The 26,116-nt window shown below is 62.6% G+C and carries 25 protein-coding genes and 1 pseudogene; 17 read left to right on the top strand and 9 right to left on the bottom strand.

The features are described from left to right. The first annotated feature begins 59 nt into the window (after positions 1–59). From BUC08_RS12530 to BUC08_RS12495, 8 genes are all read left to right on the top strand, one after another. A complete protein-coding gene (locus tag BUC08_RS12530; protein WP_037922554.1) occupies positions 60–860 on the top strand; it encodes a creatininase family protein in 801 nt (266 codons plus the stop codon). A 3-nt stretch (positions 861–863) separates the two neighbouring features. Continuing rightward, positions 864–1,664, top strand: coding sequence for an ABC transporter ATP-binding protein (locus BUC08_RS12525; protein ID WP_037922552.1), 801 nt, complete (start codon positions 864–866; stop codon positions 1,662–1,664). Further along, positions 1,645–2,493 (top strand): ABC transporter permease, encoded by an 849-nt coding sequence (locus tag BUC08_RS12520; protein ID WP_037922550.1) that lies wholly within the window; start codon positions 1,645–1,647, stop codon positions 2,491–2,493. Before BUC08_RS12525 ends, BUC08_RS12520 begins: the two co-directional genes overlap by 20 nt. Positions 2,494–2,498: 5 nt before the next feature. Continuing rightward, complete coding sequence (locus BUC08_RS12515; protein ID WP_037922549.1) at positions 2,499–3,674, top strand: amidohydrolase family protein; 1,176 nt, start codon at positions 2,499–2,501, stop codon at positions 3,672–3,674. Further along, positions 3,674–5,065 (top strand): FAD-binding oxidoreductase, encoded by a 1,392-nt coding sequence (locus tag BUC08_RS12510; RefSeq protein WP_200796208.1) that lies wholly within the window; start codon positions 3,674–3,676, stop codon positions 5,063–5,065. The genes BUC08_RS12515 and BUC08_RS12510 overlap by 1 nt, the downstream gene beginning before the upstream one ends. Then, positions 5,062–6,072, top strand: coding sequence for an ABC transporter substrate-binding protein (locus BUC08_RS12505; protein WP_037922543.1), 1,011 nt, complete (start codon positions 5,062–5,064; stop codon positions 6,070–6,072). The genes BUC08_RS12510 and BUC08_RS12505 overlap by 4 nt, the downstream gene beginning before the upstream one ends. A gap of 112 nt (positions 6,073–6,184) precedes the next feature. Continuing rightward, on the top strand, positions 6,185–6,814 hold the full coding sequence (locus BUC08_RS12500) for a TetR family transcriptional regulator C-terminal domain-containing protein (protein ID WP_037922540.1): 630 nt from the start codon (positions 6,185–6,187) through the stop codon (positions 6,812–6,814). Continuing rightward, positions 6,811–7,191, top strand: coding sequence for a RidA family protein (locus BUC08_RS12495; protein ID WP_037922537.1), 381 nt, complete (start codon positions 6,811–6,813; stop codon positions 7,189–7,191). Before BUC08_RS12500 ends, BUC08_RS12495 begins: the two co-directional genes overlap by 4 nt. Here BUC08_RS12495 and BUC08_RS12490 read toward each other — a convergent pair. Next, complete coding sequence (locus BUC08_RS12490; RefSeq protein WP_143186735.1) at positions 7,188–7,655, bottom strand: Lrp/AsnC family transcriptional regulator; 468 nt, start codon at positions 7,653–7,655, stop codon at positions 7,188–7,190. The genes BUC08_RS12495 and BUC08_RS12490 overlap by 4 nt on opposite strands. A gap of 120 nt (positions 7,656–7,775) precedes the next feature. Between BUC08_RS12490 and BUC08_RS12485 the strand changes: the two genes are divergently transcribed. Both BUC08_RS12485 and BUC08_RS12480 read left to right on the top strand, forming a co-directional pair. Continuing rightward, entirely contained in the window at positions 7,776–10,154 is a 2,379-nt protein-coding gene (locus BUC08_RS12485; protein ID WP_081855317.1) for a transketolase-like TK C-terminal-containing protein, read from the top strand. Positions 10,155–10,227: 73 nt separating this feature from the next. After that, complete coding sequence (locus BUC08_RS12480; RefSeq protein WP_224769713.1) at positions 10,228–11,367, top strand: acetoin utilization protein AcuC; 1,140 nt, start codon at positions 10,228–10,230, stop codon at positions 11,365–11,367. On the opposite strand, the gene BUC08_RS12475 is transcribed toward BUC08_RS12480, so the two are convergent. Together BUC08_RS12475 and BUC08_RS12470 are read right to left on the bottom strand one after the other, a co-directional pair. Beyond that, positions 11,364–11,771, bottom strand: coding sequence for a (R)-mandelonitrile lyase (locus BUC08_RS12475; protein ID WP_037922531.1), 408 nt, complete (start codon positions 11,769–11,771; stop codon positions 11,364–11,366). The genes BUC08_RS12480 and BUC08_RS12475 overlap by 4 nt on opposite strands. Before the next feature lie 73 nt (positions 11,772–11,844). After that, entirely contained in the window at positions 11,845–13,323 is a 1,479-nt protein-coding gene (locus BUC08_RS12470; RefSeq protein WP_037922528.1) for an ABC transporter substrate-binding protein, read from the bottom strand. Positions 13,324–13,452: 129 nt separating this feature from the next. Between BUC08_RS12470 and BUC08_RS12465 the strand changes: the two genes are divergently transcribed. Continuing rightward, positions 13,453–14,703: an Hsp70 family protein gene (locus BUC08_RS12465; RefSeq protein WP_037923381.1), complete on the top strand. Its 1,251-nt coding sequence runs from the start codon at positions 13,453–13,455 to the stop codon at positions 14,701–14,703. An 89-nt stretch (positions 14,704–14,792) separates the two neighbouring features. Beyond that, positions 14,793–15,992 carry an APC family permease gene (locus BUC08_RS12460; RefSeq protein WP_037922525.1) on the top strand — a complete coding sequence of 400 codons (1,200 nt, stop codon included), beginning with the start codon at positions 14,793–14,795 and terminating at the stop codon, positions 15,990–15,992. On the opposite strand, the gene BUC08_RS12455 is transcribed toward BUC08_RS12460, so the two are convergent. The 3 genes from BUC08_RS12455 to BUC08_RS12445 are packed head-to-tail and all read right to left on the bottom strand — an operon-like array spanning position 15,989 to position 19,652. Continuing rightward, positions 15,989–17,263: an acetylornithine deacetylase/succinyl-diaminopimelate desuccinylase family protein gene (locus tag BUC08_RS12455; protein WP_037922522.1), complete on the bottom strand. Its 1,275-nt coding sequence runs from the start codon at positions 17,261–17,263 to the stop codon at positions 15,989–15,991. The two genes, BUC08_RS12460 and BUC08_RS12455, sit on opposite strands and share 4 nt — an antisense overlap. A 39-nt stretch (positions 17,264–17,302) precedes the next feature. Continuing rightward, a complete protein-coding gene (locus BUC08_RS12450) occupies positions 17,303–18,406 on the bottom strand; it encodes a CaiB/BaiF CoA transferase family protein (protein WP_037922520.1) in 1,104 nt (367 codons plus the stop codon). Next, positions 18,399–19,652 (bottom strand): aminotransferase class V-fold PLP-dependent enzyme, encoded by a 1,254-nt coding sequence (locus tag BUC08_RS12445; protein WP_037922517.1) that lies wholly within the window; start codon positions 19,650–19,652, stop codon positions 18,399–18,401. The genes BUC08_RS12450 and BUC08_RS12445 overlap by 8 nt, the downstream gene beginning before the upstream one ends. A 106-nt stretch (positions 19,653–19,758) precedes the next feature. Here BUC08_RS12445 and BUC08_RS12440 point away from each other — a divergent pair, with 106 nt between their 5' ends. After that, a complete protein-coding gene (locus BUC08_RS12440) occupies positions 19,759–20,976 on the top strand; it encodes a class I SAM-dependent RNA methyltransferase (RefSeq protein ID WP_037922514.1) in 1,218 nt (405 codons plus the stop codon). 105 nt (positions 20,977–21,081) lie between these two features. Then, complete coding sequence (locus tag BUC08_RS12435; RefSeq protein WP_037922512.1) at positions 21,082–21,579, top strand: L,D-transpeptidase family protein; 498 nt, start codon at positions 21,082–21,084, stop codon at positions 21,577–21,579. A gap of 167 nt (positions 21,580–21,746) precedes the next feature. Here BUC08_RS12435 and dalA read toward each other — a convergent pair. After that, positions 21,747–22,259: pseudogene (dalA, locus tag BUC08_RS12430) on the bottom strand (divisome-associated lipoprotein DalA); the annotation flags it as partial. A gap of 168 nt (positions 22,260–22,427) precedes the next feature. Here dalA and BUC08_RS12425 point away from each other — a divergent pair. After that, positions 22,428–23,018, top strand: coding sequence for a L,D-transpeptidase (locus BUC08_RS12425; protein ID WP_037922509.1), 591 nt, complete (start codon positions 22,428–22,430; stop codon positions 23,016–23,018). A 138-nt stretch (positions 23,019–23,156) separates the two neighbouring features. Further along, positions 23,157–23,336 (top strand): hypothetical protein, encoded by a 180-nt coding sequence (locus BUC08_RS12420; protein ID WP_028955657.1) that lies wholly within the window; start codon positions 23,157–23,159, stop codon positions 23,334–23,336. 99 nt (positions 23,337–23,435) lie between these two features. Here BUC08_RS12420 and hemH read toward each other — a convergent pair whose 3' ends face one another. Together hemH and BUC08_RS12410 are read right to left on the bottom strand one after the other, a co-directional pair. Beyond that, positions 23,436–24,497: a ferrochelatase gene (gene hemH / locus BUC08_RS12415; RefSeq protein ID WP_037922507.1), complete on the bottom strand. Its 1,062-nt coding sequence runs from the start codon at positions 24,495–24,497 to the stop codon at positions 23,436–23,438. 50 nt (positions 24,498–24,547) lie between these two features. Continuing rightward, complete coding sequence (locus BUC08_RS12410) at positions 24,548–25,366, bottom strand: methyltransferase domain-containing protein (protein ID WP_037922504.1); 819 nt, start codon at positions 25,364–25,366, stop codon at positions 24,548–24,550. A gap of 14 nt (positions 25,367–25,380) precedes the next feature. On the opposite strand from BUC08_RS12410, the gene BUC08_RS12405 reads away from it, so the two are divergent. Then, positions 25,381–26,115 (top strand): ComF family protein, encoded by a 735-nt coding sequence (locus tag BUC08_RS12405; RefSeq protein ID WP_037922502.1) that lies wholly within the window; start codon positions 25,381–25,383, stop codon positions 26,113–26,115. The last annotated feature ends 1 nt before the right edge of the window (position 26,116 follow it).

Genomic DNA, 26,116 nt, shown 5'->3' with positions numbered 1-26,116 from the left:
AAAACAGGGGGGCCTATGACCTTTATCAGTCTGAAAAAGATGTTCCGCAGGGTGCCGGTATGAAACGGTACTGGGCCGATCACAGCCAACGCGAATTCGCAGCGCTGGACCATGACCGTCTGATCGCGGTGCTGCCCATCGGGGCGATTGAACAGCACGGGCCGCACCTGCCCATGTCAGTCGACACCTGCACCGTGACCGGCGTGGCGCGCCGTCTGGCCGATGCGCTGCCCGATGACAGTCCGGTCATTTTCCTGCCCACGCAGGCCGTGTGCAAAAGCGATGAACACATCGACTTTCCCGGCACCCTGACCCTGTCGGCGGAAACCCTGATCCGCGTGCTGACCGAAATCGGGGCCAGCGTGGCGCGGGCAGGGGTGCACAAGCTGGTGCTGCTGAACGGACACGGCGGCAACATTCCGGTGATGGACATCGTCGCGCGGCAATTGCGCATCTCGCACGATATGCTGGCGTTTTCGGTCAACTGGTTCGGCTTTGGAATGCCCGAGGGGATGTATTCCGAAACGGAACGCACCCACGGCATTCACGCGGGTGATATGGAAACGTCGGTGATGCTGGCGCTGGACGCGGGCAACGTGGACATGCGCCATGCCCGCGATTTCCGGTCACGCGGTCAGGACCTGTTCGAAGGGACCAAGCATCTGGGTCTTGGCCGTGCCTGCAAACCTGCATGGAAAACCCAGGACCTGAGCCCCGCAGGCGCCTGCGGCGAGGCGCACCTGGCCACCGCCGCCAAGGGCGAGGCGACGCTGGATCACGCGGTTGCGCGGCTGGTCGAGGCGATGGCCGAGATTGACGCCATGCCCGCCGACTGGCTGCACAGAAAACCAAAGGTCTGATAGATGGCACACACCTCCGAAACCGGAACGCCGCTGATCGACATGCGCGGCGTCGACAAACAGTTCGGCAACGGCACCGTCGCCGTGCGGGATATGTCGCTGACAATCCAGCAAGGCGAATTTGTCAGCTTTCTCGGCCCCTCGGGCTGCGGCAAAAGCACGGCGTTGAAAATGATCTCGGGGCTGCTGTCCGTCTCGCGGGGCACGATCACCGTCAACGGCCACCGTCCGGGCGAAGGCAACGCGGGCAGCGACATCGGCTATGTCTTTCAAGAGGCGACGCTGATGCCGTGGGCCACGGTTTACGAAAACGTCTATCTGCCCCTGAAACTGCAAGGCGTCGGCAAGGTCGAAGGCCGCGTCCGCGTCGAAGAGGCGCTGTCGATGGTGGGGCTGGCGAATTTCGCCAGGTCCTATCCACGCGAACTGTCGGGCGGCATGAAAATGCGCGTGTCCATCGCCCGCGCGATGGTGACCAAGCCGAAGCTGTTGCTGATGGACGAACCCTTTGCCGCGCTGGACGAGATGTCGCGCACCAAGCTGAACGACGAGGTGCTGTCGCTGTGGAAGTCGCTGGGGCTGACGGTGATTTTCGTCACCCATTCGGTTTTTGAATCCGTCTATCTGTCCAGCCGCGTCGTGGTCATGGCCGCCCGTCCGGGGCGCGTGGTGCACGACATCGCGCTGAGCGGAGGCTATCCGCGCAACGCCGCCTACCGGATGTCACCGGAATACGCCGAAAGCTGCCGCACCGTCAGCAAAGCTTTGGAAGGGACCATGGATCATGTCGAACTTAACCACTGATACCCCGGCCGCCGCGCAGCTTGACCCGCGTATCCTGCGCGAACGCCGCGAGCGCCGGTTGCAGTATATCCTGCCCATCACCGCCATTGCCGTTGCGCTGGGCCTGTGGGAATTCCTGGTCTGGTACAACGCGGTGCCGCATTACCTGATTCCTGCGCCCAGCCTGATCGCCAAGACGCTGGTGACCGATTGGTCCAGCCTGATGCAAAGCGCGATGTTCACCGTCAAGCTGACGCTGATGGCACTGGCGCTGGCGATTGTGGGCGGCGTGGCGCTGGGCATGTTGTTTGCCCTGTCGCGTCCCATCGAGATGAGCCTGTTTCCCTTTGCCGTGATCCTTCAGGTCACGCCGGTGGTCGCCATCGCACCGCTGATCCTGATCTATGTCAGCAACACCTTTGTTGCCCTGTTGATCTGCGCGTGGATCGTGGCGTTTTTCCCAATCCTGTCGAACACGGCCATCGGCCTGCGCAGCGCCGACCACAACCTGCGTGACATGTTCCGCCTGTATCAGGCGACCCCGTGGCAGCGTTTGCGGTATCTGCTGATCCCCTCGGCGTTGCCCTATTTCATGGCCGCGCTGAAAATCGCGGGCGGCCTGGCGCTGATCGGCGCGGTGGTGGCCGAGTTTGTGGCAGGCACCGCAGGGCAGAACACCGGGCTTGCCTCGCGCATCCTCGAGTCCAGCTTTCGCAACGAGATCCCGCGCATGTTTGCAGCGTTGTTCCTGGTGTCGGTGTTGGGCGTCGGCATTTTCCTGATCACCGCGTGGCTGTCGCGCGCCGTTCTTGGCCATTGGCACGAGAGCGAGATCAAGCGCGAGAGATAGGGCGGATGACGGACAGTATGCACCTAAAAGGGATCACTTTGGCCGGTCACAGCGGCTTTTGGGATCTGGAACAGGACGCGGGGCGCATCACCGCGCTGCGCCCCGCGACGACGGGCGGCGGCGGCTACGTCATGCCGCTGTTGGCGGACATTCACACCCATCTGGACAAGACGATGACCGCGCCGCGTATGCCACATCGCGCGCAGTCGCTGTTCGATGCGATCGAGATGATGGGGCAGGACGCCGCGCGTTGGACCGACGACGACCTGCGCCACCGCGCGTCATTGGGTCTGGCCAAGGCCTATCACCACGGCACCGCGCTGATGCGCAGCCATGTGGATTGGTCCTATGCCGACGCGCCGCGCGGTTGGCACGTGCTGACCGAACTCGCGCAGGACTGGCAAGGGCGGGTTGAGCTGCAACTGTCGTCGCTGACCCGTCTGGACGATCTGGCGCGGATCGGTACCGCCATCGCGCCGGTGCTGCGCCGTGACGGCGGTATTCTGGGCGCGTTCGTTTACCGCAACGACGATCTGGCGGCACATATCGCCACCCTGTTCGATCTGGCCGAGGCGCACGATCTGCACCTTGATTTCCATGTCGACGAAGGGCTGGACGTGGACGCCCGTGGCATCGACGCGATCATCGACGAAACGGCCAAACGCGGCATGGCCGGCCGTGTGCTGTGCGGGCATGGGTGTTCGCTGTCGGTGCGCGACGTGTCGCAGGTTGAAACCCTTCTTGGCCGCGCTGCCGAGGCAGGCATTGGTCTGACCGTCCTGCCCGGCGCCAACAGCTATCTTCAGGACGCAGGCGCGGGCCGCACCCCCCGCTTGCGCGGTCTTGCGCCCCTGCAAGAGGCTGATGCTGCCGGCGTTCCGGTCATGCTGGGGTCGGACAATGTGCGCGACGGGTTCTTTCCCTATGGCGACTATGACCTGATCGAGGTTTTGCGCATGGGCGTGCTGATGGGCCATTTGCCGCCCGAGGACTGGCTGGATGCCATCAGTGCACGGCCCGCCGCATGGATGGGCCACGACCTGACCCTGCGCGTCGGCGGCCCTGCCGACTTTATCCACTTTGACGCGACCGACCTGAACGACGTGATCAGCCGCCCCACTGCGGTGCGGCGTGTCTGGCGTGACGGCGCGGTTCTGCCCCCCTTTCAAGGAGACAAATGATGTCCCACACCTCCGATCTGACCGCATTCAAGGCCGCACTGGGCGACATCCGCTTTCACGATGGCCAAAAGCATCTGGAAGCGCGGTCGCGCGACTATTTCTGGTACAGCCCGATCCTGAACGACCAGTTGAAGGACAAGATCGGCGACCTGCTGGTGATCCCGCAGTCGGTCGACGAGGTGATGCAGGTGGCATCGCTGATTGCGAAGCACAAGCTGCCCCTGACCCTGCGCGGCGGTGGTACGGGCAACTATGGTCAGTGCGTGCCGATGGAGGGCGGGGTGATCATGGACCTGACCCGTCTGGACAAGGTTCTGGAGATCACACCGGGCCACGTGCGTGTGCAGGCCGGTGCGCGGATTTCGCGGCTGGACGATGCGGCGCATGAAACGGGGCAAGAGCTGTTGATGTACCCGTCGACCCGCCAGATGGCGACGATTGGCGGGTTTCTGGCCGGTGGCTCGGGCGGCATCGGGTCGCTGCGCCACGGGATGCTGCGCGACCCCGGCAACGTCAGCTACGTCAAGGTGATCACGGTCGAGGAAGACCCGCAGGTAATCGAACTGCACGGCGACGAGATCCAGAAGGTGCAGCACGCCTTTGGCACCAACGGGATCATGGTGGAACTGGGTCTGGCCTTAACACCCCGGACCGACTGGATTCATACAGCGGCACTGTTCGACGGCTATGACCACGCCCTGAACTTTGCCACCCAGGCGCAAAAGGACGGGATGGACTGTTACCTGCTGACTGCGGTCGAGCGGCGCTTTGCCCCCTATTACACCAAGTTCGGCGATCTGTTCCCCGCCGACCGGGATGCGATCTTTGCGATGGTGGCACCGGACGAAATGGACCGTTTCACGGCGCAGGCCGAAGCGCAGGGCGGGCGCGTGTCCTTTGCCATGACCAAGGACCAGATCCGCGCGGAAGGTCTGCAACCGGCTTACGAATGCGGCTGGAACCACACCACCTTGCAGGCGCTCAAGGTCGATCCGGGCTGGACGTACCTGCAAGTCGCCTATCCGCGCCCGTTCGACGTTGATCTGGTGATGCGCCAGATGGCGCGCCACGGCGACGATATGTTCTGGCACCACGAAATGGCGCGTCAGGACGGCGACATCCAGATCTTTGCCCTGCCGCTGGTGCGCTATCGCGGCAAGGACGACATGTACCGTCTGATTGCAGAGCTGGAAGAAACAGACGGCTGCACGATTTTCGACCCCCATGTCGTCACCATTGAAGACGGCGGCATGAAGGAAATCGACACATCGCAGATTGATTTCAAAAAACGGGCTGACCCTTACGGCCTGATGAACCCCGGAAAAACGCGCGGATGGACCAAGGATATGGCCCGACGTGACGACCAACACCAGCATGGAGAAACGGCATGAAACGAACACTTACGGCAATCGGCGCGGTCTGCGCCCTGTTGTCCGCAACAGCGGCATGGGCCAACGACAAGGTCGTCATGGGCACCAACTGGCTGGCCCAGGGCGGGCACGGCGGGTTCTATCAGGCGCTGGCAGATGGCACCTATGAGGCATACGGGCTGGACGTTGAAATCAGCCCCGGCGGCCCGCAGGTCAACAACCGCCCGATGCTGTCGGCGGGGCGGCTGGACTTTTTGATGGCGGGCAACCTGTTGCTGTCCTTTGACAACGTGCGCAACGGCATCCCCACCACCGTCGTCGCCGCCTTCTACCAAAAAGACCCGCAGGCATTGATGACCCACAAGGGGCAATACGCCGACTTTGCCGCCCTGTCCGGCGCGCCCACGGTGCTGGTGTCCAAGGATGGGCAATTCAGCTTTTGGGAATGGATGGTGCAGGCACAGGGTTTCAAGAACGAGCAACTGCGCCCCTATGGCTATAACCTGGCGCAGTTTCTGGCCGACGACAAAATGGTCCAGCAGGCCTATGGCACCGCCGAGCCGATCTATGCCCGCGAGCAAGGGGCCGAGGTGGACGTGTTCCTGTTGGCCGACAACGGCTGGAACACCTATGCCGCGACGTTGGAAACCCGTCAGCAGCTGGTCGACGAAAACCCCGAACTGGTGCAGCGGTTTGTCGATGCGACCATCGAGGGCTGGGTGAATTTTCTTTATGGCGACCATACGCCTGCCTATGACGCGATCATGGCGGCCAACCCCGAGATGACCGTCGAAAAGCTGGACAAGGAAGTGGCCCAGCTCAAGGCGCTTGAGATCATCGACAGCGGCGACGCGCTGGAGAAGGGTATCGGCGCGCTGTCCCAGGAGCGGATCAAAGCGTTTTACGATCTGGCCGTGTCCAGCGGCATCGTCGACGCGGGCTCGGTCGACCTGAGCAAGGTCGCGACCAGCCAGTTCGTGAACCAGGGTCACGGGCTGGACCTGAAGGCGAAACTGACAGGCCAATAAACAGACAAGGTCGCCGCACGTTCATGCGGCGTCCCTTCCGTTCTGGTGCGGGGCGGTGCTTGTGTTAATCTTGCAGCGCCGCCCCTTGACCGCGACCACCTGAGGACCACCCATGACCACCGCAAAAATCCGGCGCAGCGCCATAAACGAAGCGATCCGCGATGCGGCGATCCGCGAATTTGCGCGCAACGGGTTGGCGGGCACCTCGACGCAAGCGATTGCCAGCTCGGCAGGTATCTCCAAGGCGCAGCTGCATTATTACATCACCTCGAAAGAGGACCTTTATCAGGACGTGCTGGGTTATATCGTGTCGCACTGGCGCGAGTTGTTTTCGCTGTCGTCCTCGCTGGAAGACCCTGCTGAAGCGATCAGGAATTACGTCAGGAACAAGGTCGAACATGCGCTTGAGCATCCCGATGTCTCGCGGTTCTTTGCCAATGAAATGGCCCGCGGCGCGCCCGAAATGGGGGACTATTGGGAACCGCTGCGCGCCTCTGTGGAAGAGGCAAACGACACCATTCGCACATGGATCGACGCGGGCAAGATCGCACCGATCGATCCGCTGCTGTTCCAGATCAACATCTGGGCGGTCACCCAGCACTATGCCGAATACGAGGCGCAGGCACGCAAGCTGATGGGGACGCCCGAAGGCCAACCCATGGACGCCGAACGCATCATCGCCGAGGCCAGCGCGCTGTTCCTGCGCCGTTGCGGTCTGGACGAACAAGGGCGCCGCATATGAGGGCGCTGACACCCGATACCTTGCCCGCCCCCTTTGGTGCATATGCGCATGGCGTTCAGGCCGGGCGGCTGATTGCCACGTCGGGACAGTTGGGGTTGTCGGCGGATGGCAGCGTTCCCGCCGGCGTGACCGCGCAGGCCGAGCTGTGTTTCCAAAACATTCGCGCCATTCTGGCGGAAGCGGGGGCGGATTTTTCGCATGTGATCCGCTTTACCGGCTATGTCACACGCCGCGAGGATTTTGCCCCCTATATGGCGGTGCGCGATGCCTCGGTGCGTGATTTTGCGGTCAAGCCTGCCTCGACCCTGTTGATCGTCACGGGCTTTACCCGCCCCGAGTTTCTGGTCGAGGTCGAAGCCCTGGCGGTGGCCCCTTAGCCCAGCCGCGCCTGTCCCGATTTCACCCGCCGCAACGGGATCGAGCTTTCGATGGACGCGACGCCGGGGATCTTGGTGAAGGTTCCGACAAGAAACCGCTCGAATTCTTCCAACCCGCTGGTTGCGATGCGCAGCATGTAGTCGCGGTTTCCGGTCATCAGCCAGCAATCGACAATCTCGGGGTGAGCGGCAATCGCCCGCTCGAACCGGGCCAGCGCATCGTCCACCTGCTTTTCCAGTTTGACCGACAGGAACACCGAAAAGCCGAAGCCAAGCGATGCCTCGTCGATCAGCGCCGAATAGCCGGTGACAACGCCCGCGTCTTCCAACAGGCGCAAGCGGCGCGCCACGGGCGAGGGGCTGAGACCGACTGCGGTGGCGATCTCTTGAATCGATGCCCTTCCGTTGTTTTGCAGGGCGCGCAGAATGGCCAGGTCGAAACTGTCCAAGTTGGTTGAAACCATCACGGATACCGCCATTGTTGATGGATATAGCTAATAAATCAGGAATGAAGGCAAAGAAAGGCGAATTTCACGCATATCACTGCGTTATACTGCGTCAAATCCATGATCACAGGAACTCCAATGTCCCACGCCAGCCATCTGAAAACGATTGAACAACGCCTGCTGTGGCTGTCGCACTGGATGATTCACAACGCCAACCACATCCGACCCAAGACCGAAGGGATCAAGGTCGGCGGCCATCAGGCGTCGTCGGCGTCGATGGTGTCGATCATGTCTGCCCTGTATTTCAGCGCCCTGCGCCCCGAGGATCGGGTCGCCGTGAAACCCCATGCTTCGCCGGTATTCCACGCGATGCAGTACCTGATGGGCGAGCAGACGCTGGAGAAAATGCAGAACTTTCGCGGGCTGCATGGCGTGCAATCCTATCCGTCGCGGACCAAGGACATCGACGATGTGGATTTCTCGACCGGATCGGTGGGTCTGGGCGTGGCGATCACGTCTTTTGCCTCGCTGGTGCAGGATTACATTCACGCCAAACGCTGGGGCAATGACATACCGCTGGGCCGCATGGTGGCGCTGGTCGGCGACGCCGAACTGGACGAGGGCAACATATACGAATGCCTGCAAGAGGGCTGGAAAAACGATCTGCGCAATGCGTGGTGGATCATCGACTATAACCGCCAGTCGCTGGACGGCGTGGTCCGCGAGGGGTTGTTCCAGCGGGTCGAGAAGATCTTTGAGGCCTTTGGCTGGGATGTGGTCCGCGTCAAATACGGGCACCTGCAACGCGCCGCGTTCAAGGAACCGGGCGGCGACACGCTGCGTGACTGGATCGACAACTGCCCCAACCAGCTTTATTCGGCGCTGACCTTCATGGGCGGGGCGGCGTGGCGCGAACGGCTGATGGACAGTCTGGGCGATCAGGGTGACGTGACCAAGCTGATCGACAGCCGCAGCGACGACGAGCTGGCCGAGCTGATGGAAAACCTGGGCGGCAACTGCGTCCAAACCATGGCCGACACCTTTGCCGCCATCGATCACGACCGCCCTGTGTGCTTCCTGGCCTATACGATCAAGGGGTGGGGCACGCCGATTGCGGGTCACAAGGACAACCACGGCGGTTTGATGAACAAGACCCAGATGGCCGAGTGGCAAAAGATGATGGGCGTGCCGCAGGGGCAGGAATGGGACCCCTTCGCCACGGTCGAAGACCCCGACGCCCTGCGCGAATTCCTGGGACAGGTGCCGTTCTTTGCCAAGGGCCCGCGCCGCTATACCGACGATGTTCTGGACGTGCCAAAGGTCGAGATTGCAACCGACCGCGAACTGTCCACCCAGATGGGCTTTGGCAAGATCCTGGACGATCTGTCCAAGGGCGACAGCGATCTGGCGTCGCGCATCGTCACCACGTCGCCCGATGTGACGGGCACCACCAACCTCGGCCCGTGGGTGAACCGCCGCAAGCTGTTCGCGCGCACCGAACAACAAGACACGTTCATCAACGAAAAGATCCCTTCGACCGCGAAATGGGAATTCACGCCCGAAGGTCAGCATATCGAACTGGGCATCGCCGAGATGAACCTGTTCCTGTTGCTGGCGGCGGCGGGCCTGTCGCATTCGCTGTTCGGCAAACGGCTGATCCCCATCGGCACGGTCTATGATCCCTTTGTCGCGCGTGGGTTGGATGCGTTGAACTATGCGTGTTATCAGGACGCGCGCTTCATGATCGTGGGCACCCCGTCGGGCATCACGCTGGCCCCCGAGGGTGGCGCGCACCAGTCCATTGGCACGCCGCTGATCGGGATGAGCCAGGACGGCCTGGCCGCGTTCGAACCCGCCTTTGTCGACGAGCTGTCGGTGATCATGCAGTGGGCGTTTGAATACCTGCAACGCAGCGGCGACGGCGACCCGGACGAACGCACATGGCTGCGCGACGAAACCGGCGGGTCGGTTTATCTGCGGCTGTCCACCAACCCGATCGAACAGCCCGGCAAGCGGGTCGATGATGACTTTCGCCAAGGCGCGATTGACGGGGCGTACTGGCTGCGCAAACCCGGCCCCAATTGCGAGGTGGTGATTGCCTATCAGGGGGTTGTCGCCCCCGAAGCGATCCGCGCGGCGGGTATCATTGCCGAAGGCCGCCGCGATGTTGCGGTGCTGGCCGTCACCTCGGCCGACCGGCTGAACGCGGGCTGGACAGCGGCGCAACGGGCGCGGGCGCGGGGCAATGGGGCGGCACGGTCGCATATCGAAACCCTGCTGGGCGGGCTGTCGCGCGATTGCAAGATCGTCACGGTGATCGACGGCCATCCCGCCACGCTGGCGTGGCTGGGCTCGGTGATCGGGCATCAGACGGTGTCACTGGGCGTTGAACACTTTGGCCAGACAGGCACCATTGCCGATCTGTACCGGCATTTCGGCATCGACGCCGAAGGGATCGTGGAAAAGGTGAACGGCCTGACGCTGGGGCGTCCGGTGGTCGCACCGCTTCGGATGTAGTGCGGCGCGTGTGGTTGCCTTTGCGGGCTGATCCTTGCACCTTTGGCATCGCAAAGGATGCCGAGATGACATTTTGAACGCCCGCCTACGGCCCACCACCCCGCTGCCGCACCCGCTGTTCATCGGCCACGAGATTTACCGTGCCTCGACCTATGGGCGCTGGCATCCGCTGCGGGTGCCGCGCGTGTCGACGGTGATGGACCTGTCGCGGGCGTTGGGCTGGTTGCCACGGTCTGTTTACGTCACCAGCCCGCGCGCCAAGCCCGCCGCGCTGACCGGTTGGCATACGCCGGATTATGTCGCGGCCCTGCTGCGGGCCGAGGCCGAACAGGCCGTAAGTGACGCCGTGCGCGCACGGCACCATCTGGGCACGCCCTCCAACCCTGTCTTCCCCGAGATGTTCCGTCGGCCTGCCACGGCGGCGGGCGGGTCGTTGCTGGCCGGTGAGTTGCTGGCAGGCGGTGGCGTGGTGTTTCACCCTGCGGGCGGCACCCACCACGGGATGCCCGACCGCGCCAGCGGATTTTGCTTTCTCAACGATCCGGTGCTGGCGATCCGGTCGTTGCGGGCCAACGGGGCGGCGCGCATCGCCTATATCGACATCGACGCGCATCATGGCGACGGGGTGCAGCACGGGTTTGCAGAGGACCCCGACACGCTGGTGCTGTCGGTGCACGAGGCCGGTCTGTGGCCGCGCACTGGCGCGCTGGAGGATGAAGGGGTGGGCAATGTGTTCAACCTGCCGGTGCCACGGCTGTTGAACGACGATGAGATGGCGTTGATCCGCGACGGTCTGATCCTGCCCGCCGTGGCTGCCTTTCGGCCCGATGCCATCGTGTTGCAATGTGGGGCCGATGCGGTGGCCGATGATCCGCTGTCGCATCTGTCGCTGTCGAACAACGCCCACTGGCAGGTCGTGGCGGGGCTGATGGGCATGGCCCCGCGCCTGCTGGTGCTGGGCGGCGGCGGCTATAACCCGTGGTCGGCGGGACGGCTGTGGACGGGCGTCTGGGCCACGCTGAACGGCCACGCGATCCCGCCGGTGTTGTCCGAACCCGCGCAACAGGTGCTGCGCGGGCTGGTGTTTCAGGGCAACGCGCGGGGGCGCAATCCCGATCCGGCGTGGTTCACAACCCTGCGCGATGTGCCGCGCGGCGGGCCAGTGCGCGACAGCGTGCGGGCCGATGTGGCACGGCTGGCGGCGCGGTTTTAACCTTCAGGCCTCAGGGCATAGTCCGCGTCGCTGACATGTTCCAGCCAGTCGGCGGCGCTGCCGTCCAGCGCCTCTTGCATCGCCATATGCACCATCTCTGTGTCAGGTGCGGCGCCGTGCCAATGTTCCTCGTGTGGGGGAATCCAGACGGTATCACCCGCCGAGATGACGCGCGGCGGCTGCCCGCGCAGGGCAACGCGCCCTTCGCCCGACATCACGTGCAGGGTCTGGCCCAGCGGATGCGTATGCCACGCTGTGCGCGCACCGGCGGAAAAGGTCACGATCAGCGCGCGCAGACGTGCAGGCTCGGGCGCAGTGACAACCGGATCTTGCCAGACATCGCCGGTAAAATACTCTGACGGAGCCTGCGTGCGGGGCCGTGTGCCGAATTTGTGGATGTCCATTGGCGGTCTCCCTTGAGATGAAAAAGGAAAAGGGCGACGCAACCGCCGCCCTTTATCAGTTTGTCAGGGGCGCTTAGTCCGCCCAGCTGACGCCGGTCAGATCGGTGGCCTGGGTCGGCGCGTTGGTCCACAGACCTTGCAGGTCGGCCTTGGCGACCGACAGCATGGCCAGCTGGAACAGATAGCCGTTCACGTAATCCTCGGAAATCATGCGCTGGGCGTCACCCAGAAGTTGCGTGCGCATGTCGGGATCGGTGGTGCCGTTCAGCTTGGTCATCAGCGCCTGGAAGTCGGGGTTGTCATACTGGAAATAGTAATCCGGGTTGGCATAGACGCCGATGTCCATCGGTTCGGTGTGCGAAATGATGGTCAGGCCAAAGTTCTTGCCCTTGAACACCGTTTCCAGCCATTGCGCCCATTCGACGTTGATGATCTCGGCCTTGATGCCGACCTCGGCCAGCTGTGCCGCGACAATCTCGCCGCCACGACGGGCATAGGACGGGGGCGGCAGGTGCAACGTGGTTTCGAACCCGTCGGCAAAGCCGGCCTCGGCCAGCAGCGCGCGGGCTTTCTCGGGGTCGTATTCGCTCAGGCCGGTCAGATCGACATAGGCCGGGTTGTGCGGCGCAAAGAACGTGCCGATGGGCGTGCCATAGCCGAACATTGCCCCGTCGATGATCGCCTGACGGTCGATGGCGTGGGCAATCGCTTCGCGGACCTTGACGTTGTCAAAGGGCGCCTGGGCGTTGTTGATGGACAGGATGGTTTCGCCCTCGGTGCTGCCGATCAGCACCTGAAACCGCGGGTCTGCCTCGAATTGCGGCAGGTTTTCGGGGGCGGGGAACCCGGCAAAGACGTCCACATCCTCGGCCATCACAGCGGCAAAGGCGGCGGTCGGGTCCGAGATGAACTTGAACGTCGCCTTGGCCAGCGCCGGCGCGTCACCCCAATAGGCGTCGTTGCGTTCCAGCTCGATCTTGTCGCCCTGCACCCAGTTCACGAATTTGAACGCGCCGGTGCCGATGGGCGTCTGCTTGATGTTCTCGATGCTTTCGGGGGCCACGATCACCGCGTCGCCCCATGCCAGGTTGAACAGCAGGCTGCCGTTCGGTTCGGACAGGGTCAGCTTGACCGTCAGGGGGTCGATCACCTCGACATCCGCGATGCCGGTGTACAGCGCCTTTTGCGCGTTCACGCTGTCTTCGGCGCGGGCACGGTCCAGGCTGAATTTCACGTCTTCGGCGTCCATGGTGGTGCCGTCGTGGAATGTCACACCGTCATGCAGCTTGAACGTATAGGTCAGACCGTCGTCCGAAATCTCCCAGCTTTCGGCCAGGCCGGGCACGATCGATCCGTCGCCCATAAAGCGGGTCAGACCCTCGAACACGTTGGAATACAGAACCGAATCGATGGCGCCGGCAGCGGCGCTGGTAGGATCAAGGTGCGGCGGCTCAAGCTGCAGGGCAACGACGATGTCGTCCTTGGCCAAGGCCGATCCTGCGATCAGCGCAGCGGATGCGACCCCCAGCAAAAGCGAGCGGATGTGGAACATTTTCAGACTCCCGGTTGGTTTTTTGAAAGGCTAGCCAGTTCCTTGGACTTTGACCAGCACCGGCGTGTTGCACCCGCAAGGCCAAGGCGCTATGGCGGCGCCTTTCTTCTGTTTTCAGGCGGTGACGACATGGCGACCCTTGGCATCGACTTTGGCACTTCCAACTCTGCTGCGGGCTATGCTGTGGATGGCACGCCGCATCTTGTCGCGCTTGAACCGGGCGAACAGACCCTGCCCACGGCGGTGTTTTTCGATTTCGATTCGCGCAAGGTGGTTTACGGGCGTCCCGCCAACAATGCGCTGATCGCGGGGGACGAGGGGCGCTATATGCGCGCGCTCAAAAGCCTGCTGGGCACGTCGTTGATGCGTGAAAGCCGGATGCTGCTGAACGAACGGCAGGATTTCATCACCATCGTGGCACGGTTTCTGGCGACGCTGAAACAGCGGGCGGAAGCGGAAAGCGGGCTGACGTTCAACACCGCGCTGTCGGGTCGGCCGGTGCTGTTTCACAGTGCCAATGCCGAACGCAACGCGCAGGCGCTGGTGGACCTGACGGAATGTTACCACGCGGCGGGGTTTGACGCGGTCAAATTCATGCCCGAACCCGAAGCGGCGGCGCTGGCCAGCCGTGCGGCCTTGCAGGACGGCGATCTGGGGCTGGTGGTCGACATTGGCGGGGGTACGTCGGATTTTACCGTGTTCCGGCACGGGGACGATGCAGGCATTGATATCCTGGCCAGCCACGGCGTGCGGCTGGGCGGCACCGATTTTGACCGGCGGCTCTCGCTGGATCACGTGATGCCGCATCTGGGGCTGGGCAGCGACATTCGTCATGCCTTTGGCGATCAGGTCCACACCGCCCCGCGCGCCTTGTTTGCCGATCTTGCCACATGGCAGAAAATTCCGTTCCTCTATGCCCCTGACAGCCGCCGCGCGGCGCAGGATCTGGCGAAACATGCGGTGCAGCCGGAATTGCTCGACCGGTTGGTGCGTGTGCTTGAGGATGAGCTGGGCCACGACCTGGCCTTTGCCGTCGAGGCGGGCAAGATCGCCGCAAACGATCCCGCCGGAACCGCATTGCCCGAGATCAAATTGGGCCTGTTAGAGACAGGTTTGACCGTTCCGCTGCCCGCCGCGATGATGTGGGCGGGGCTGGCCGATATGGCCGATCAGGTGGGCGAGGCTGCATTGCAGGCGGTGCAGCAGGCCGGGGTGGCGCCGGAGAACATCGACCGGCTTATCTTTGTTGGCGGGTCCAGCCTGATGGCCGTGATTCAGGGCGCACTGACACAGCGGTTTCCTCGGGCAGATGTGCATCGCGGTGCTGCTTTGACCGGCATTGTCGAAGGTCTGGCGCTGGCATCGGAAACTGCGTTCTAGCCGTGCGCGTTAAACGCGTTATGTAGATCGGGGCTGGCGCATTCGCATGAAGACAGCCGTGCGATGAGTCCATCAAAAAGGGATCTCTCATGTTGAATGCGTTTATTGTTCTGGTGACCGTCGGTACGGCGGCCTTGCTGCTGTATCCCAGACTGGCACAGGCCCGACTGTGGCGCGCCGCGATCACGCCGCTGGCCTCGATCATCGGCAGCGGCTTTCTGGTGCTGGGGCCGATCCTTGATACGTCCTATGGCAAATACGCGCCATCGGTCATGCTGGCTCTGTGCCTGATGGCCTACTGCTTTGGTGCCGCGATCCGGTTCAACATTGCACGCAGGGCGGATGACACGACCGGACGCAACGCAACCGAAGACAGTTTCGAGACGGCCGCATCCTGGGCGCTGGCCTTTGCCTATGTGATATCGGTGGCTTACTATCTGAACCTGTTGGGGTCTTTCGCCGTCAGCATGACGCCGTTCAACACGACCATTGATGCCAAGCTGGTGACAAGTGTCGTTTTCGTGGTGATCCTGATCATCGGCTGGACCAAGGGGTTTCACGCGCTGGAACGGGTCGAACAGGTGTCTGTCGGGGTCAAGCTGGCGATTATCGCGGGGTTGTTGTTCGGGCTGGGCTGGTATTTCGTCAAGACCGCCGTTGCCGGAGACCTGATCGTTCAGCCGCCGAAGGTGGGCGGGATACACGCGTTGACGATCTTTGCAGGTCTGCTGGTCACCGTGCAGGGGTTTGAGACCTCGCGCTATCTGGGCGCGGACTACAGTGCCAGCGAACGGATACGGTCGATGAAACTGGCGCAGTGGCTGTCGATGGCGATCTACATGTTTTACATTGTATTACTAAGCTATTCGATCCAACCCGACGCCCGACACCTAAGCGAAACGGCGATCATTGATCTGATGGCGGTTGTCGCCCCCATCCTGCCGCTGTTGCTGATCGCGGCGGCCATCAGCGCCCAGTTCAGCGCGGCAGTGGCCGATACGGGTGGTTCCGGCGGTTTGATTGCCGAGTTGACCGGCGGGCGTGTGTCGACGCGCAAGGGCTATGCCATTCTGGTGGCCATCGGGCTGGTTCTGACATGGGCGGCGAGCGTGTTCGAAATCATCAGCTACGCCTCGCGCGCCTTTGCGCTGTACTACGCGATACAGTCCGCAATTGCGGCGATTGGCGCGTGGCAGAATGCCGACGGGCGGCCGCGAGCCGTAGGCTTTGCCGCCCTTGCCGTGCTGGGCATCGCCATCGCGATCTTCGGGGTATCGGCCGAAGGCTAGCCCTTGGGCAGCAAAAGCGTCTCTAACGCGGCGCCCATCACCTTGGCGCTGTCCACCATGTCGTCGATGCCGATGTATTCGTCGGGCTTGTGCGCCAGTTCCAGCAGACCGGGACCATAGGCGATGCAGTTCTTCAGCTTGCCGATGCGGTCGATGTGTTTCTGGTCGTACGATCCGGGCGACGCCACATAGGTCGGCGGCTTGCCCATCACATCCTCGATTGCCTTTGCAACAGTCTCTACAACAGGGGCAGTCTTGTCCGTCATCGACGGGATCACGCTGTTCAGCTCGGTCAGCTCGTATTCGAAATCGGGCCGTGTCTCGCGCAGCCCTTCCAGCAGCGCCTTAACCTCGTCGCGGACCTGGTCCAGCGTTTCCTCGACCAGATAGCGCCGGTCGATCACGATGCGGCAGCTGTCAGGCACACAATGCGCGGGCAGGCCGGTGAAATCGTCGGTCTGTTCCTTTTGTCCGCCGTGGATCGAGTTGATGTTCATCGTCGATTGCCGTGCGCCTTCGGGCACCACGGGCATCTCGGTGAACCGCGCCGCCATCGCCGGATACAGTTTGGTTTCAAATTCGGACAGCACCGCGCCCATGTGGCGCACGGCACAATCGCCCAGGAACGGCATAGACCCGTGGGCAATCTCGCCCTTGGTTTCGATCTCGGCCCACCAGCCGCCGCGATGGCCCAGACAGATGCGATCCTTTTGCAGGGGTTCGGGGATAATGACGTGTTGCACCTTGTTAGGGTCGAAAAATCCCTGTTCCGCCAGATAGGCAACGCCGCCGTAGCCGCCCGATTCCTCGTCCGCCGTGCCCGAGATTTCGATGGCGCCCTGAAAATTCGGATGCTCCTCGATGAACGCTTCGGCGGCGATAATCGACGCGGCCAGCCCGCCCTTCATGTCGCAGGCCCCGCGTCCGTAGATCTTGCCATCGGACACCGCGCCGCCAAAGGGATCAAAGGTCCAGCCCTGACCGACCTCGACCACATCCGTGTGGCTGTTGAAATGCACGCATTCGCCCGTCTGCGCCCCGTCCCGCCGCGCGACGATGTTCCAGCGGGGATATTTCTCGCTGTCACCGGGGGTGCCATGGGCGCGGATCAACTGGGTCTGAAAGCCGTGCTGTCTCAGGCGTTTGTCCAGAAAATCGCAAATCTCGCGATAGTTCTCGCCCGGAGGATTCAGCGTCGGGATGCGGATCAGGTCCTGGGTCAGCTGGATCAGGTCATCGCGTTTGTCGGTGATACGTTGGGAAACTGTCATGGCGATACCTTTGAAGCTTGGCGACCGAATGGCAAGAGCCTAGGCCCAGGATTTCAGCACATCCGCCACGGTCGTCATGCCAGCGTCGCCGTGCGTCGGCGGATCGGAGGGGGTGAGGGAAAAGCGCGGGGCGGGACCGGGTTGCACGATGCCGTCGGTCGTCACAAAGGTGCCGCGTGCGACATTGTGGGGGTAGTCCGGCGCCTCGGACATGGGCAGGACGGGTGCGAAACAGGCATCGACACGTTCCAGAATGTCCTGCCAGTGACTGCGGGGTTTTGACCTGAAAAGCGTCTCTAACACGGCGTGCATCTCATCCTGCGCCCCGTATTGATCGGCAAAGCGCGGATCGTCCGACAGCCCCAGTTGCGCCAGCATCTCGGCATAGAACTGCGGTTCCAGCGGGCCAAGCGCGACATAGCCGCCACAGGCGGTTTCATAGCAGCGATAGCTGGCAATGCCGCCGTTCAGCGTGTTGCCGCCGCGTTGCTGATCGTTGTGCATCCCTGCGGCCATCAGGCCGTATTGCATCACCATCATCAACGCTGCACCGTCAGACATGCAGGCATCGACAACCTGTCCCTGCCCGGTGCCGCGCGCGTGCAACACGGCAGCCAGAACGCCGGCCAACAGCATCATGCCGCCGCCCGCCAGATCGGCGATGATGTTCTGCGGCGGGGGCGGGGGCGCGTCGGCGGGACCGATGGACCACAGCGCGCCGGAGATTGCCATATAGTTCAGGTCGTGACCCGCGCGGTCGCGCAGCGGTCCGTCCTGTCCCCAGCCGGTCATGCGTCCGTAGACCAGCGCGGGGTTGCTGGCCATCATCGGCTCGGGGCCCAGGCCAAGCCGCTCCATCACGCCGGGGCGAAACCCTTCGATCACCACTTCGGCGCGGGCGATCAGGGTTTGCGCCTGTGCCAGGTCGTCGGGATTGCGCAGGTCCAGCGTGACGCTCTGGCGCGAGCGGTCGTACAGGTTGTGCTTTTGGTCGATCCCGAACATCGGTTTCTGGCCGGGACGGGCGATGCGGACCACCTCGGCCCCCATGTCGGCCAGCATCATGCAGGCAAAGGGCGCAGGTCCCAGCCCCGCCATTTCAACAACACGCAGTCCGCGCAGGGGGCCGTTGCGGTCAAGCATCGTCGGACATCTTCTTCATGGCGGACAGGAATGCCGTCACTTCGGCCTCTGAGTTGTAGTGGCACAGCGACACGCGCACAGCCGCCGGCAGGCCCAGCGGGTCCAGCACGTTGCCGGAATAGTGGTCAGCCTTGCGCACATGGGTGCGAATGCCCTGATCGTTCAGGCGGGCCACGATGTCGGCGGCGGGCATTCCGTCCATGACAAAACAAACCAGCCCCTCGCGCGCCGGATTGTCGTCGCCGCCAATGATCTGGACGCCGGGCAGATCGGTCAGGCCGGGCAGGTTGCCGGTGCCGTTCAGCATGGTGTCGGTCAGGTGTTTCTCGTGGGCGTGGATGGCATGGCCTGCCGCCTCGATCCGCGCGCGGCGGTCGGTTGCGTCGGACACCTGCCCGCCCAGCCAGTCGAAATAGGCCACCACGTCCGAAAACGTCGCATATGCACCTGTGTCGCGGGTGCCCATTTCCCAGTTCTCCGACGGTCCGCCCATCAGCGCCTCAAGCGGCAGCTTGCTCAGCCGGTCGGACGCCCATGCCACGCCGTAACCGTGGCGCGAGAACACCTTGTAGGGGCTGACCACATAGCCGTCGATGCCTGCGGCTGCGATGTCGATGCCGCCGTGGCTGGCGTGCTGGATGCCGTCCACGATGATCAGGCAATCGGGCGACACGGCGCGGATCGCCTGCGAAATGGCGGCAATGTCCATGCCCATGCCGGTCACGGGCGAGGTGTGCAGGATCGTGGCCACACGCACATCCGACGTCATCGCGGCGGCGTAGTCCTGAGCTGTCACCAGCCCGCGCGCGGCGTCATGGGGCACGCTGATATAGTCTACACCGGCGTTTTTCGCCCAGATCTGCGCGGCACTGCGCGAGGCCGGGTGTTCGATGGTGGACCCGATCACGGTGCCCTTTGCCCCCATCACGGCGGTGCGGATCAGGCGGAACAACAGCTCGGTCCCGCTTTCCCCGACAAAGAACTGGCCCGAGGGCGCGTTAAAGAATGTGGCCATGTCGGCCTTGGCCGTCTGGATGATACCCACCAGCGCCTTGGCCGCCGGGTTGTCGCGCCCCTGGTTGTCGGGGATGGCCGCGAATTTTGCCGAGGTTTCGACCGCCGACTTCAGTGTCAGCGCGCCGCCCGCGTTCTCGAAAAAGATGCGCGGCCCGGCAAAGGGGCATTCATCGACATGGGCAAAGCGGGCGCGGATGTCTTCCAGCAGGGGGGCAAGCGGTGACGGCATTTTGATGTCCTTTGGGTGTGTCGCGTATTGGTCTGCCAAATTCGCGACGGGTGCAACTGTTCGATGGGGCTTCTGTGTGGCGACGCTTCGCGCTAAGGAACGCGCTATGACACAACACACAATCATCCGCCTTGGACATCAGGGCGACGGCATTGCCGAAGGCCCGGTTTTTGCCCCCCGCACGTTGCCCGGCGAAGTGGTCAGCGGGACGTTGAACGACTCGCAACTGACCGACGTGCGTATCGACGTGCCGTCGGACGACCGCGTCGCCGCGCCCTGCCGCCATTACAAAAGCTGCGGCGGCTGCCAGTTGCAGCACGCCAGCGACGCGCTGGTCGCGGATTTCAAGGCGGATGTGGTCAAGGCGGCGCTGTCTGCCCACCGTCTGGAAACCGATGTACGCCCGACGCTGACATCCCCCGCACAGTCGCGCAGACGGGCAACGTTTTCTGTCAAACGCACCAAAAAGGGCGCAACCGCCGGTTTTCATGGCCGCGCGTCCGGCGTGATTGTCGAGGTGACCGATTGCCTGCTGGTCGACCGCGCGCTGTTGCCCGCGCTTGAGGTGGCCAAGGCGCTGGCGCTGGTCGGCTCCAGTCGCAAGGCCGAGATGTCGGTGTCCGCAACCCTCTCGGGCGAGGGGCTGGATATTTCGGTGCAGGGCGGCAAGCCGCTGGACGGACCATTGCGCATCCAGTTGGCGCAGGCGACCGAGACGCACGGGTTGTGCCGTCTGGCGTGGGACGGCGAGGTGATTGCCGCACGCGGGCAGGCGTTCCAGACCTTTGGCGCGGCGCGGGTCGTGCCACCGCCGGGGACGTTCCTGCAGGCCACGGTGCACGGCGAACACAGCTTGCAGGCGCTGGTGATGGAAATTTGTGCAGGGGCCAGGTCGGTCGCCGACCTGTTCGCAGGCTGCGGCACCTTCAGCTTTCCCTTGCTGGCCCACGCCGAAGTGCACGCGGTCGAGGGCGACGCGGAAATGACGGCAGCGCTGGCGGCGGGCTGGCGCGCGGCAGGCGGATTGCGCCCCTTGACTTCCGAGGCACGCGACCTGTTCCGCCGCCCCTTGTTGCCGGACGAGTTGAAGCGGTTTGACGTTGTGGTGATTGATCCTCCGCGTGCCGGGGCGGCTGCACAGGTCGCGCAGATCATCGAAAGCACGGTAAAGACGGTGGCCTATGTTTCGTGCAATCCGGTGACCTTTGCCCGCGACACGGCACAGCTTGTTTCGGCGGGCTTTGCGCTGGAATGGGTCCAGCCCGTGGATCAGTTCCGTTGGTCGTCTCACGTGGAACTGGTCGGCAAGTTGACGCGTCTGTGAGCTTATTTTTTGCGATAACGGCTTGGTGAACGCCCGGATTCGGTGTACCGATGCAAAGCAGTAAATGGTAGCCTGATAACAGGCACGCAAGGCAGGACAGATTGGATGAAACGCAGGGCATTGATCCTTGGCGGCGTTGCGGCGGCGATCGTACCCGCTTGTACCCCCAGCAAATTCAAACGCTACAACGGCCCTGCCGTGACCTTTGTCGTGGTGAACAAATCACAGCGACAGATGTTCCTGTTGCACAAGGATCGCGTGCTGAAAGCCTATACCATTGATCTGGGCTTTGCCCCCATCGGGCACAAGTTCTTTGAAGGTGACGGACGCACGCCCGAGGGCGTGTACCTGATCGACCGACGCAACCCGAACAGCAAATTCCACCTGTCCGTGGGCATTTCCTATCCCAACGAAAAAGACCGTGCTTTTGCCGAAGAGATGGGCAAGAGCCCCGGCGGCGACATCTTTATTCACGGGAATTCGGACAAGCGGAAAAAGGGCCAGAACGACTGGACCTGGGGTTGCATCGCGGTCACCGATAAAGAGATCGAAGATGTCTACGCTATGGTCGGTGACGGCACGCCGATACAGATCAATCCGTAAAAACGGGCGCGACGGGCCGTCAGGCCCGCCGCCGGTTCAGCCGATCATTCGGTAGAGGCAACAAGCCCTGCGGCGTCGTCTGCCGATGTTGTGGTCTGATCCACACGGGCAGGCACGCGGCGTGTCGCGGTCGGGTTCGCCTGCGGGACCATTGCGCTGCTGTTGGGGTTGGCCATGACCAGCGTCCACCAGATCTTGCCGTTGCTTTCCTGATGCCAGGCAAAGCCCATCTGGCTGGCGTCACGTGACACAATCGTACGGCGCGTGTCGGGTTGATCCATCCACGCGGCCAGCGTTTCCAGCTCTGATTCGTAGGTTTCAGAGATGTTTTCCCCGACAAGACGACCGGGATAGCCGACGCGCTGCAGACGGTCGATGGGCGACGAGCCGTCCGAGCCAAAGTGCCAGGGACGGTTCTGCACCGACATGTCACGCGAATGGGTGGCGGCCGCGGCGTTCAGTTGCGGGTTCAGCTCGACCGGCGCGGCGCCTTGGGCCTGACGCAGGGCGTTGACAGAATCAAGCATGCGGTACTGCAGCTTCGAAGTGTCACCCGCGCGGATGCGGTACAATTTCGGGGCGGTGCTGCCGTCCGAAGTGAGTGTCGGGGTTGACGGCGGTACGGCGCAGGCACTCAGAACAAGGAAACCTGCCATAAGCAGGGTAAATATACGGATCATGACAGGCTCCAGTCGATTGGTTTTCCGGTGAGATACAGTGCCGCGCGTTGCAATTCAAACGCACATAGGCGTGAGCTTGCCGGATGACAGTTGTTTGAATTGCGACTGCGTCTTTCGCGCCATATATAAAAGGGTAAATGCAGTATCCGCATAACAGGAGGGCATATTTTGTCCAGCAAGCGTTTTGAATTCAACAACCGTCGTGCGTTTTTGGCGGGCTCCGCTGCGTTGCTTGCGACGCCCGCGCTGGCACAGGTCCCCGCCGGTCAAGCCGAGCGTGATCCGACGCAATCCGTGCGCCGCAACGTTTCCAGCTTTCGGACTTTGGACTGGCAGCCTTATTTCGACAACCTGAAGAACGGTGCGATTCTCGTCGATATCGACAGCCGCGCCGTACATTACTGGAACGAAGACCGCTCGGTGTACAAATTGTACCCGTCGAGCGTGCCGCTGACCGACGACCTGACCCGTCGCGGCCGCACAAGCGTTGTTCAAAAGGTCGAAGGCCCCAGCTGGCGCCCCACGCCCTCGATGAAACAGCGCAACCCTGAGTGGCCTGACTTTATCGGCCCCGGCCCGGATAACCCCTTGGGCACACATGCTTTGTACCTGAGCTGGACCTATTACCGTATCCACGGCACCCACGACACACGTAAAATTGGACGCCGCTCGTCCAACGGCTGCATCGGTTTGTACAACGAACATATCCAGGAACTGTTCGCGATGGCCAAAGTGGGCACACAAGTGTTGCTAATTTGACGACATCGAATTGATTAGCGGCCTTTGTGCGGCAATGTGGGTTTGCAAACGACCTTATTTGCTGTTTACAACGGGATACGAGGTAAGTCTTGGGTGCGCGTCCGCACAATTGCTGACGCGCTTTTTCTGGAGGTTAACATGAAAAAACTCGTTCTCGCCGCCGCTCTGACAGCTGCTGCAACTACCGCATTCGCCGGCGCTCCTGCCGATCCGATCATCGAAGCACCCGTCGTGGTTGAAGAAGCTACTTCTTCGTCCTCCGGCATCCTGCTGCCCCTGCTGCTTCTGGCACTGGTGGCTGCAGCTGTTGCTGACTAAGCGACGCTTCAAGCTAATGAAAAAGGCGGTACTTCGGTACCGCCTTTTTTTTCGTCTAAAAACCGAATCACCCTAGGGTGGCGTGGTCGCGGCAGGCCCTCAGACCAGCCAGCCGCGCAGGTTTTCCTCGATCACGTTCGACAATGCCTGAATATGTGCAGGGTCATCGTTCAGGCAGGGAATATAGGTAAAGCTTTCGCCGCCCGCGTGAACAAAGCTTTCCTTGATCTCTTCATTGATTTCTTCAAGCGTTTCGATGCAATCCGCCGAGAATGCGGGCGCGCATACGGCGATGCGTTTCTTGCCCGCCTTGGCCTGCCGCGCGACCTCTTCCACGGTGTAGGGTTGCAGCCACTCTTCCGGGCCGAACTTTGACTGGAAGGTCGTCATGATCTCGGTGTCGTCCCAACCCAGCCGTTCCTTGAGCAGGCGCGTCGTTTTCTGGCATTGGCAATGATAGGGATCGCCCTGCGTCAGATAGCGTTGCGGCACGCCGTGGTAGGAACACAGCAGAATATCAGGCCTCTGCTCGGCCTGCGCATAGCCGCGTTCGATGGATTGGGCCAATGCGTCGATGTAGTCCGTGCGGTCGAAATAGGGCGGCACAGTGCGCGCGACCGGCTGCCAGGTTTCTTTCTGCAAGGCGCTGAAAAACGCATCGTTGGCAGTGGCCGACGTGGCGCCGGCATAGTGCGGATACAACGGGAAAAACAGGATCTTGCGACAGCCTGCTTCGGTCAGTGCGCGTACCTTTGATTCGGTCGACGGATTGCCGTAGCGCATACAGTAATCGACCATGACCGCGTCGCCAAAGCGTGCCTGCATCGCATCCGCGATTCTCGCGGTCTGCGCCTTGGTGATGGTCAACAGCGGGCTTTCGTTTTCGGCCTCGTTCCAGATGGATTTATAGGCCGCCCCCGAAGTGAAGGGTCGTTTCGTCAGAATCACGGTCTGCAACAGCGGCTGCCAAAGCCAGGGCGAATAATCAATCACGCGACGGTCTGACAGGAATTCGCTCAGATAGCGGCGCATTGACCAATAATCATAGCCGTCCGGCGTGCCCAGATTGGCCAGCAAAACCCCGACGCGTTCGCCCGGGAGCGCGGGGTGATCCGGTGCGGCATGGGCGGGACGTTGGGCGTTGGTTTGTGTATCGGGCATGGCTTTTCCGCTGTTCAGGTGCCCGAGACATAGAGGGTTTTGTCCCGAGTTCAATCAGGCAAGGGGCGTTCTGCGACATTGAGCGCATCTGCAAGCCGTTGTTGGGCCGAGCCGGGGCGCAGTGCCTTGGGCTGGCTGGGGTCCGGTGCCCAGCCGGCCAGAAAGACCAGGTCGAATGTTGTACGTATCCGGCCGGTATCTGTACCGAATGCAGATTGGTATCGTGCAACGGCGTCCATCATCACCGCCTTGCGGGTGGGTTTGCGCAGCCGTCCGGTCAGCGCGTTGGTCTCGCCCATCGCGCGCAGGTCGTGCATCAGGTGCAGGGGGGATTTGTATTCCACCCGCTGCGTCAGCACATCCGCCACCGGCAGGGCGAAACCGGCCCGTTGCAACAACGCACCCAGATCGCGGACTTCGCCCATTGGAGCGATGCGCGGGCTCAGCCCGCCGGTCTGCGCCACTTCGGCCTCGGCCAGGCAAGCGCGCAGCTCGTGCAGGGTCTGACCGCCAAAACAGACGCCCAGAAACAGGCCATCGGGTTTCAGCGCGCGCTGGCATTGGATCAACTGGCCAACCGGATCGTTGGACCAGTGCAGGCCCATGGCGTGAATCACCAGATCCTGCGTGCCGGGTTGCAGGTCCAGCGTTTCCCCTTCCGAAACAATCCGCGCGCCAAGAATGAGATTGCGCCACATTTCAGGAAAGCCGGTGACCACGGCGGCTTGCGTAAATGTCCTGTTAACCAGTTCCAGCCGATCCTGAATTTCCTCTCGCGCTGTCTGGTGCAGGAACATCGCGTCGGCGCGCACCCGCTTGCGGTGCGCGGCCAGGGCAGAGGTGTCGGTCAGTGGTGCATGTGTGTTCATGGAGCTTAGATAGAATGGTTGCAACGCGGTTACAAACGGCCCTTTCCCTTGTTTATCCGGCCCGCTGTCTGGGCTGTGGCACCATGGTGGACGACGATTTTGGCCTGTGCGGCACGTGCTGGCGCGACACGCCTTTTATCGGTGGCGCGATCTGCGATGCGTGCGGGGGGCCGTTGCCGGGGCAGATGGGTGTGGATGCGGCGCATTGCGATGACTGTCTGCGCGCACCACCGCCTTGGGACCAGGGGCGCGCGGCGTTGGTCTATCGGGACCGTGCGCGGTCGCTGGTTCTGGGGTTGAAACACGCGGACCGGCAAGAGGTGGTGGTGCCCGCATCGGGATGGATGGCCCGCGCGGTGCGCGACATCGTGGTGCCGGATATGCTGGTTGCGCCGGTCCCGCTGCATTGGACACGGATGCTGTCGCGGCGGTACAACCAATCGGCGTTGCTGGGCAGGGCAATGGCAAAGCGGCTGGGCCTGTCCTATTGCCCGGATCTGCTGATTCGCGCGCGCCGCACCCGAAGCCTGGACAAGCTGGACGGCGCACAAAGACGCGCGATAGTGGACGGCGCCTTGCGGCTCAATCCGGCGCGGGCGCACCGTGTTTCGGCCGGGCGGCCGGTGCTGTTGGTCGATGATGTCATGACCTCTGGGGCGACCATGGCCGAGGCAACGCGCGCTGTGCGGGCGTCTGGCGCAGGGCGGGTCTGTGCGGTGACACTGGCGCGGGTGACAAAAGCAACCTAGA

Origin of the sequence: Pseudosulfitobacter pseudonitzschiae, from assembly GCF_900129395.1 — a bacterium.
Taxonomy (GTDB): Bacteria; Pseudomonadota; Alphaproteobacteria; order Rhodobacterales; family Rhodobacteraceae; genus Pseudosulfitobacter; species Pseudosulfitobacter pseudonitzschiae.
The sequence above is the reverse complement of the archived record's forward strand: the minus strand, read 5'-3'. Positions and strand labels throughout refer to the sequence as shown.

Bases quoted from the DNA above. Each gene is read 5' to 3' on its own strand.
- BUC08_RS12530 (WP_037922554.1), top strand. From the start codon at position 60: ATGAAACGGTACTGGGCCGATCACAGCCAACGCGAATTCGCAGCGCTG.
- BUC08_RS12525 (WP_037922552.1), top strand. From the start codon at position 864: ATGGCACACACCTCCGAAACCGGAACGCCGCTGATCGACATGCGCGGC.
- BUC08_RS12520 (WP_037922550.1), top strand. From the start codon at position 1,645: ATGTCGAACTTAACCACTGATACCCCGGCCGCCGCGCAGCTTGACCCG.
- BUC08_RS12515 (WP_037922549.1), top strand. From the start codon at position 2,499: ATGACGGACAGTATGCACCTAAAAGGGATCACTTTGGCCGGTCACAGC.
- BUC08_RS12510 (WP_200796208.1), top strand. From the start codon at position 3,674: ATGTCCCACACCTCCGATCTGACCGCATTCAAGGCCGCACTGGGCGAC.
- BUC08_RS12505 (WP_037922543.1), top strand. From the start codon at position 5,062: ATGAAACGAACACTTACGGCAATCGGCGCGGTCTGCGCCCTGTTGTCC.
- BUC08_RS12500 (WP_037922540.1), top strand. From the start codon at position 6,185: ATGACCACCGCAAAAATCCGGCGCAGCGCCATAAACGAAGCGATCCGC.
- BUC08_RS12495 (WP_037922537.1), top strand. From the start codon at position 6,811: ATGAGGGCGCTGACACCCGATACCTTGCCCGCCCCCTTTGGTGCATAT.
- BUC08_RS12490 (WP_143186735.1), bottom strand. From the start codon at position 7,655: ATGGTTTCAACCAACTTGGACAGTTTCGACCTGGCCATTCTGCGCGCC.
- BUC08_RS12485 (WP_081855317.1), top strand. From the start codon at position 7,776: ATGTCCCACGCCAGCCATCTGAAAACGATTGAACAACGCCTGCTGTGG.
- BUC08_RS12475 (WP_037922531.1), bottom strand. From the start codon at position 11,771: ATGGACATCCACAAATTCGGCACACGGCCCCGCACGCAGGCTCCGTCA.
- BUC08_RS12470 (WP_037922528.1), bottom strand. From the start codon at position 13,323: ATGTTCCACATCCGCTCGCTTTTGCTGGGGGTCGCATCCGCTGCGCTG.
- BUC08_RS12465 (WP_037923381.1), top strand. From the start codon at position 13,453: ATGGCGACCCTTGGCATCGACTTTGGCACTTCCAACTCTGCTGCGGGC.
- BUC08_RS12460 (WP_037922525.1), top strand. From the start codon at position 14,793: ATGTTGAATGCGTTTATTGTTCTGGTGACCGTCGGTACGGCGGCCTTG.
- BUC08_RS12455 (WP_037922522.1), bottom strand. From the start codon at position 17,263: ATGACAGTTTCCCAACGTATCACCGACAAACGCGATGACCTGATCCAG.
- BUC08_RS12450 (WP_037922520.1), bottom strand. From the start codon at position 18,406: ATGCTTGACCGCAACGGCCCCCTGCGCGGACTGCGTGTTGTTGAAATG.
- BUC08_RS12445 (WP_037922517.1), bottom strand. From the start codon at position 19,652: ATGCCGTCACCGCTTGCCCCCCTGCTGGAAGACATCCGCGCCCGCTTT.
- BUC08_RS12440 (WP_037922514.1), top strand. From the start codon at position 19,759: ATGACACAACACACAATCATCCGCCTTGGACATCAGGGCGACGGCATT.
- BUC08_RS12435 (WP_037922512.1), top strand. From the start codon at position 21,082: ATGAAACGCAGGGCATTGATCCTTGGCGGCGTTGCGGCGGCGATCGTA.
- BUC08_RS12420 (WP_028955657.1), top strand. From the start codon at position 23,157: ATGAAAAAACTCGTTCTCGCCGCCGCTCTGACAGCTGCTGCAACTACC.
- hemH (WP_037922507.1), bottom strand. From the start codon at position 24,497: ATGCCCGATACACAAACCAACGCCCAACGTCCCGCCCATGCCGCACCG.
- BUC08_RS12410 (WP_037922504.1), bottom strand. From the start codon at position 25,366: ATGAACACACATGCACCACTGACCGACACCTCTGCCCTGGCCGCGCAC.
- BUC08_RS12405 (WP_037922502.1), top strand. From the start codon at position 25,381: ATGGTTGCAACGCGGTTACAAACGGCCCTTTCCCTTGTTTATCCGGCC.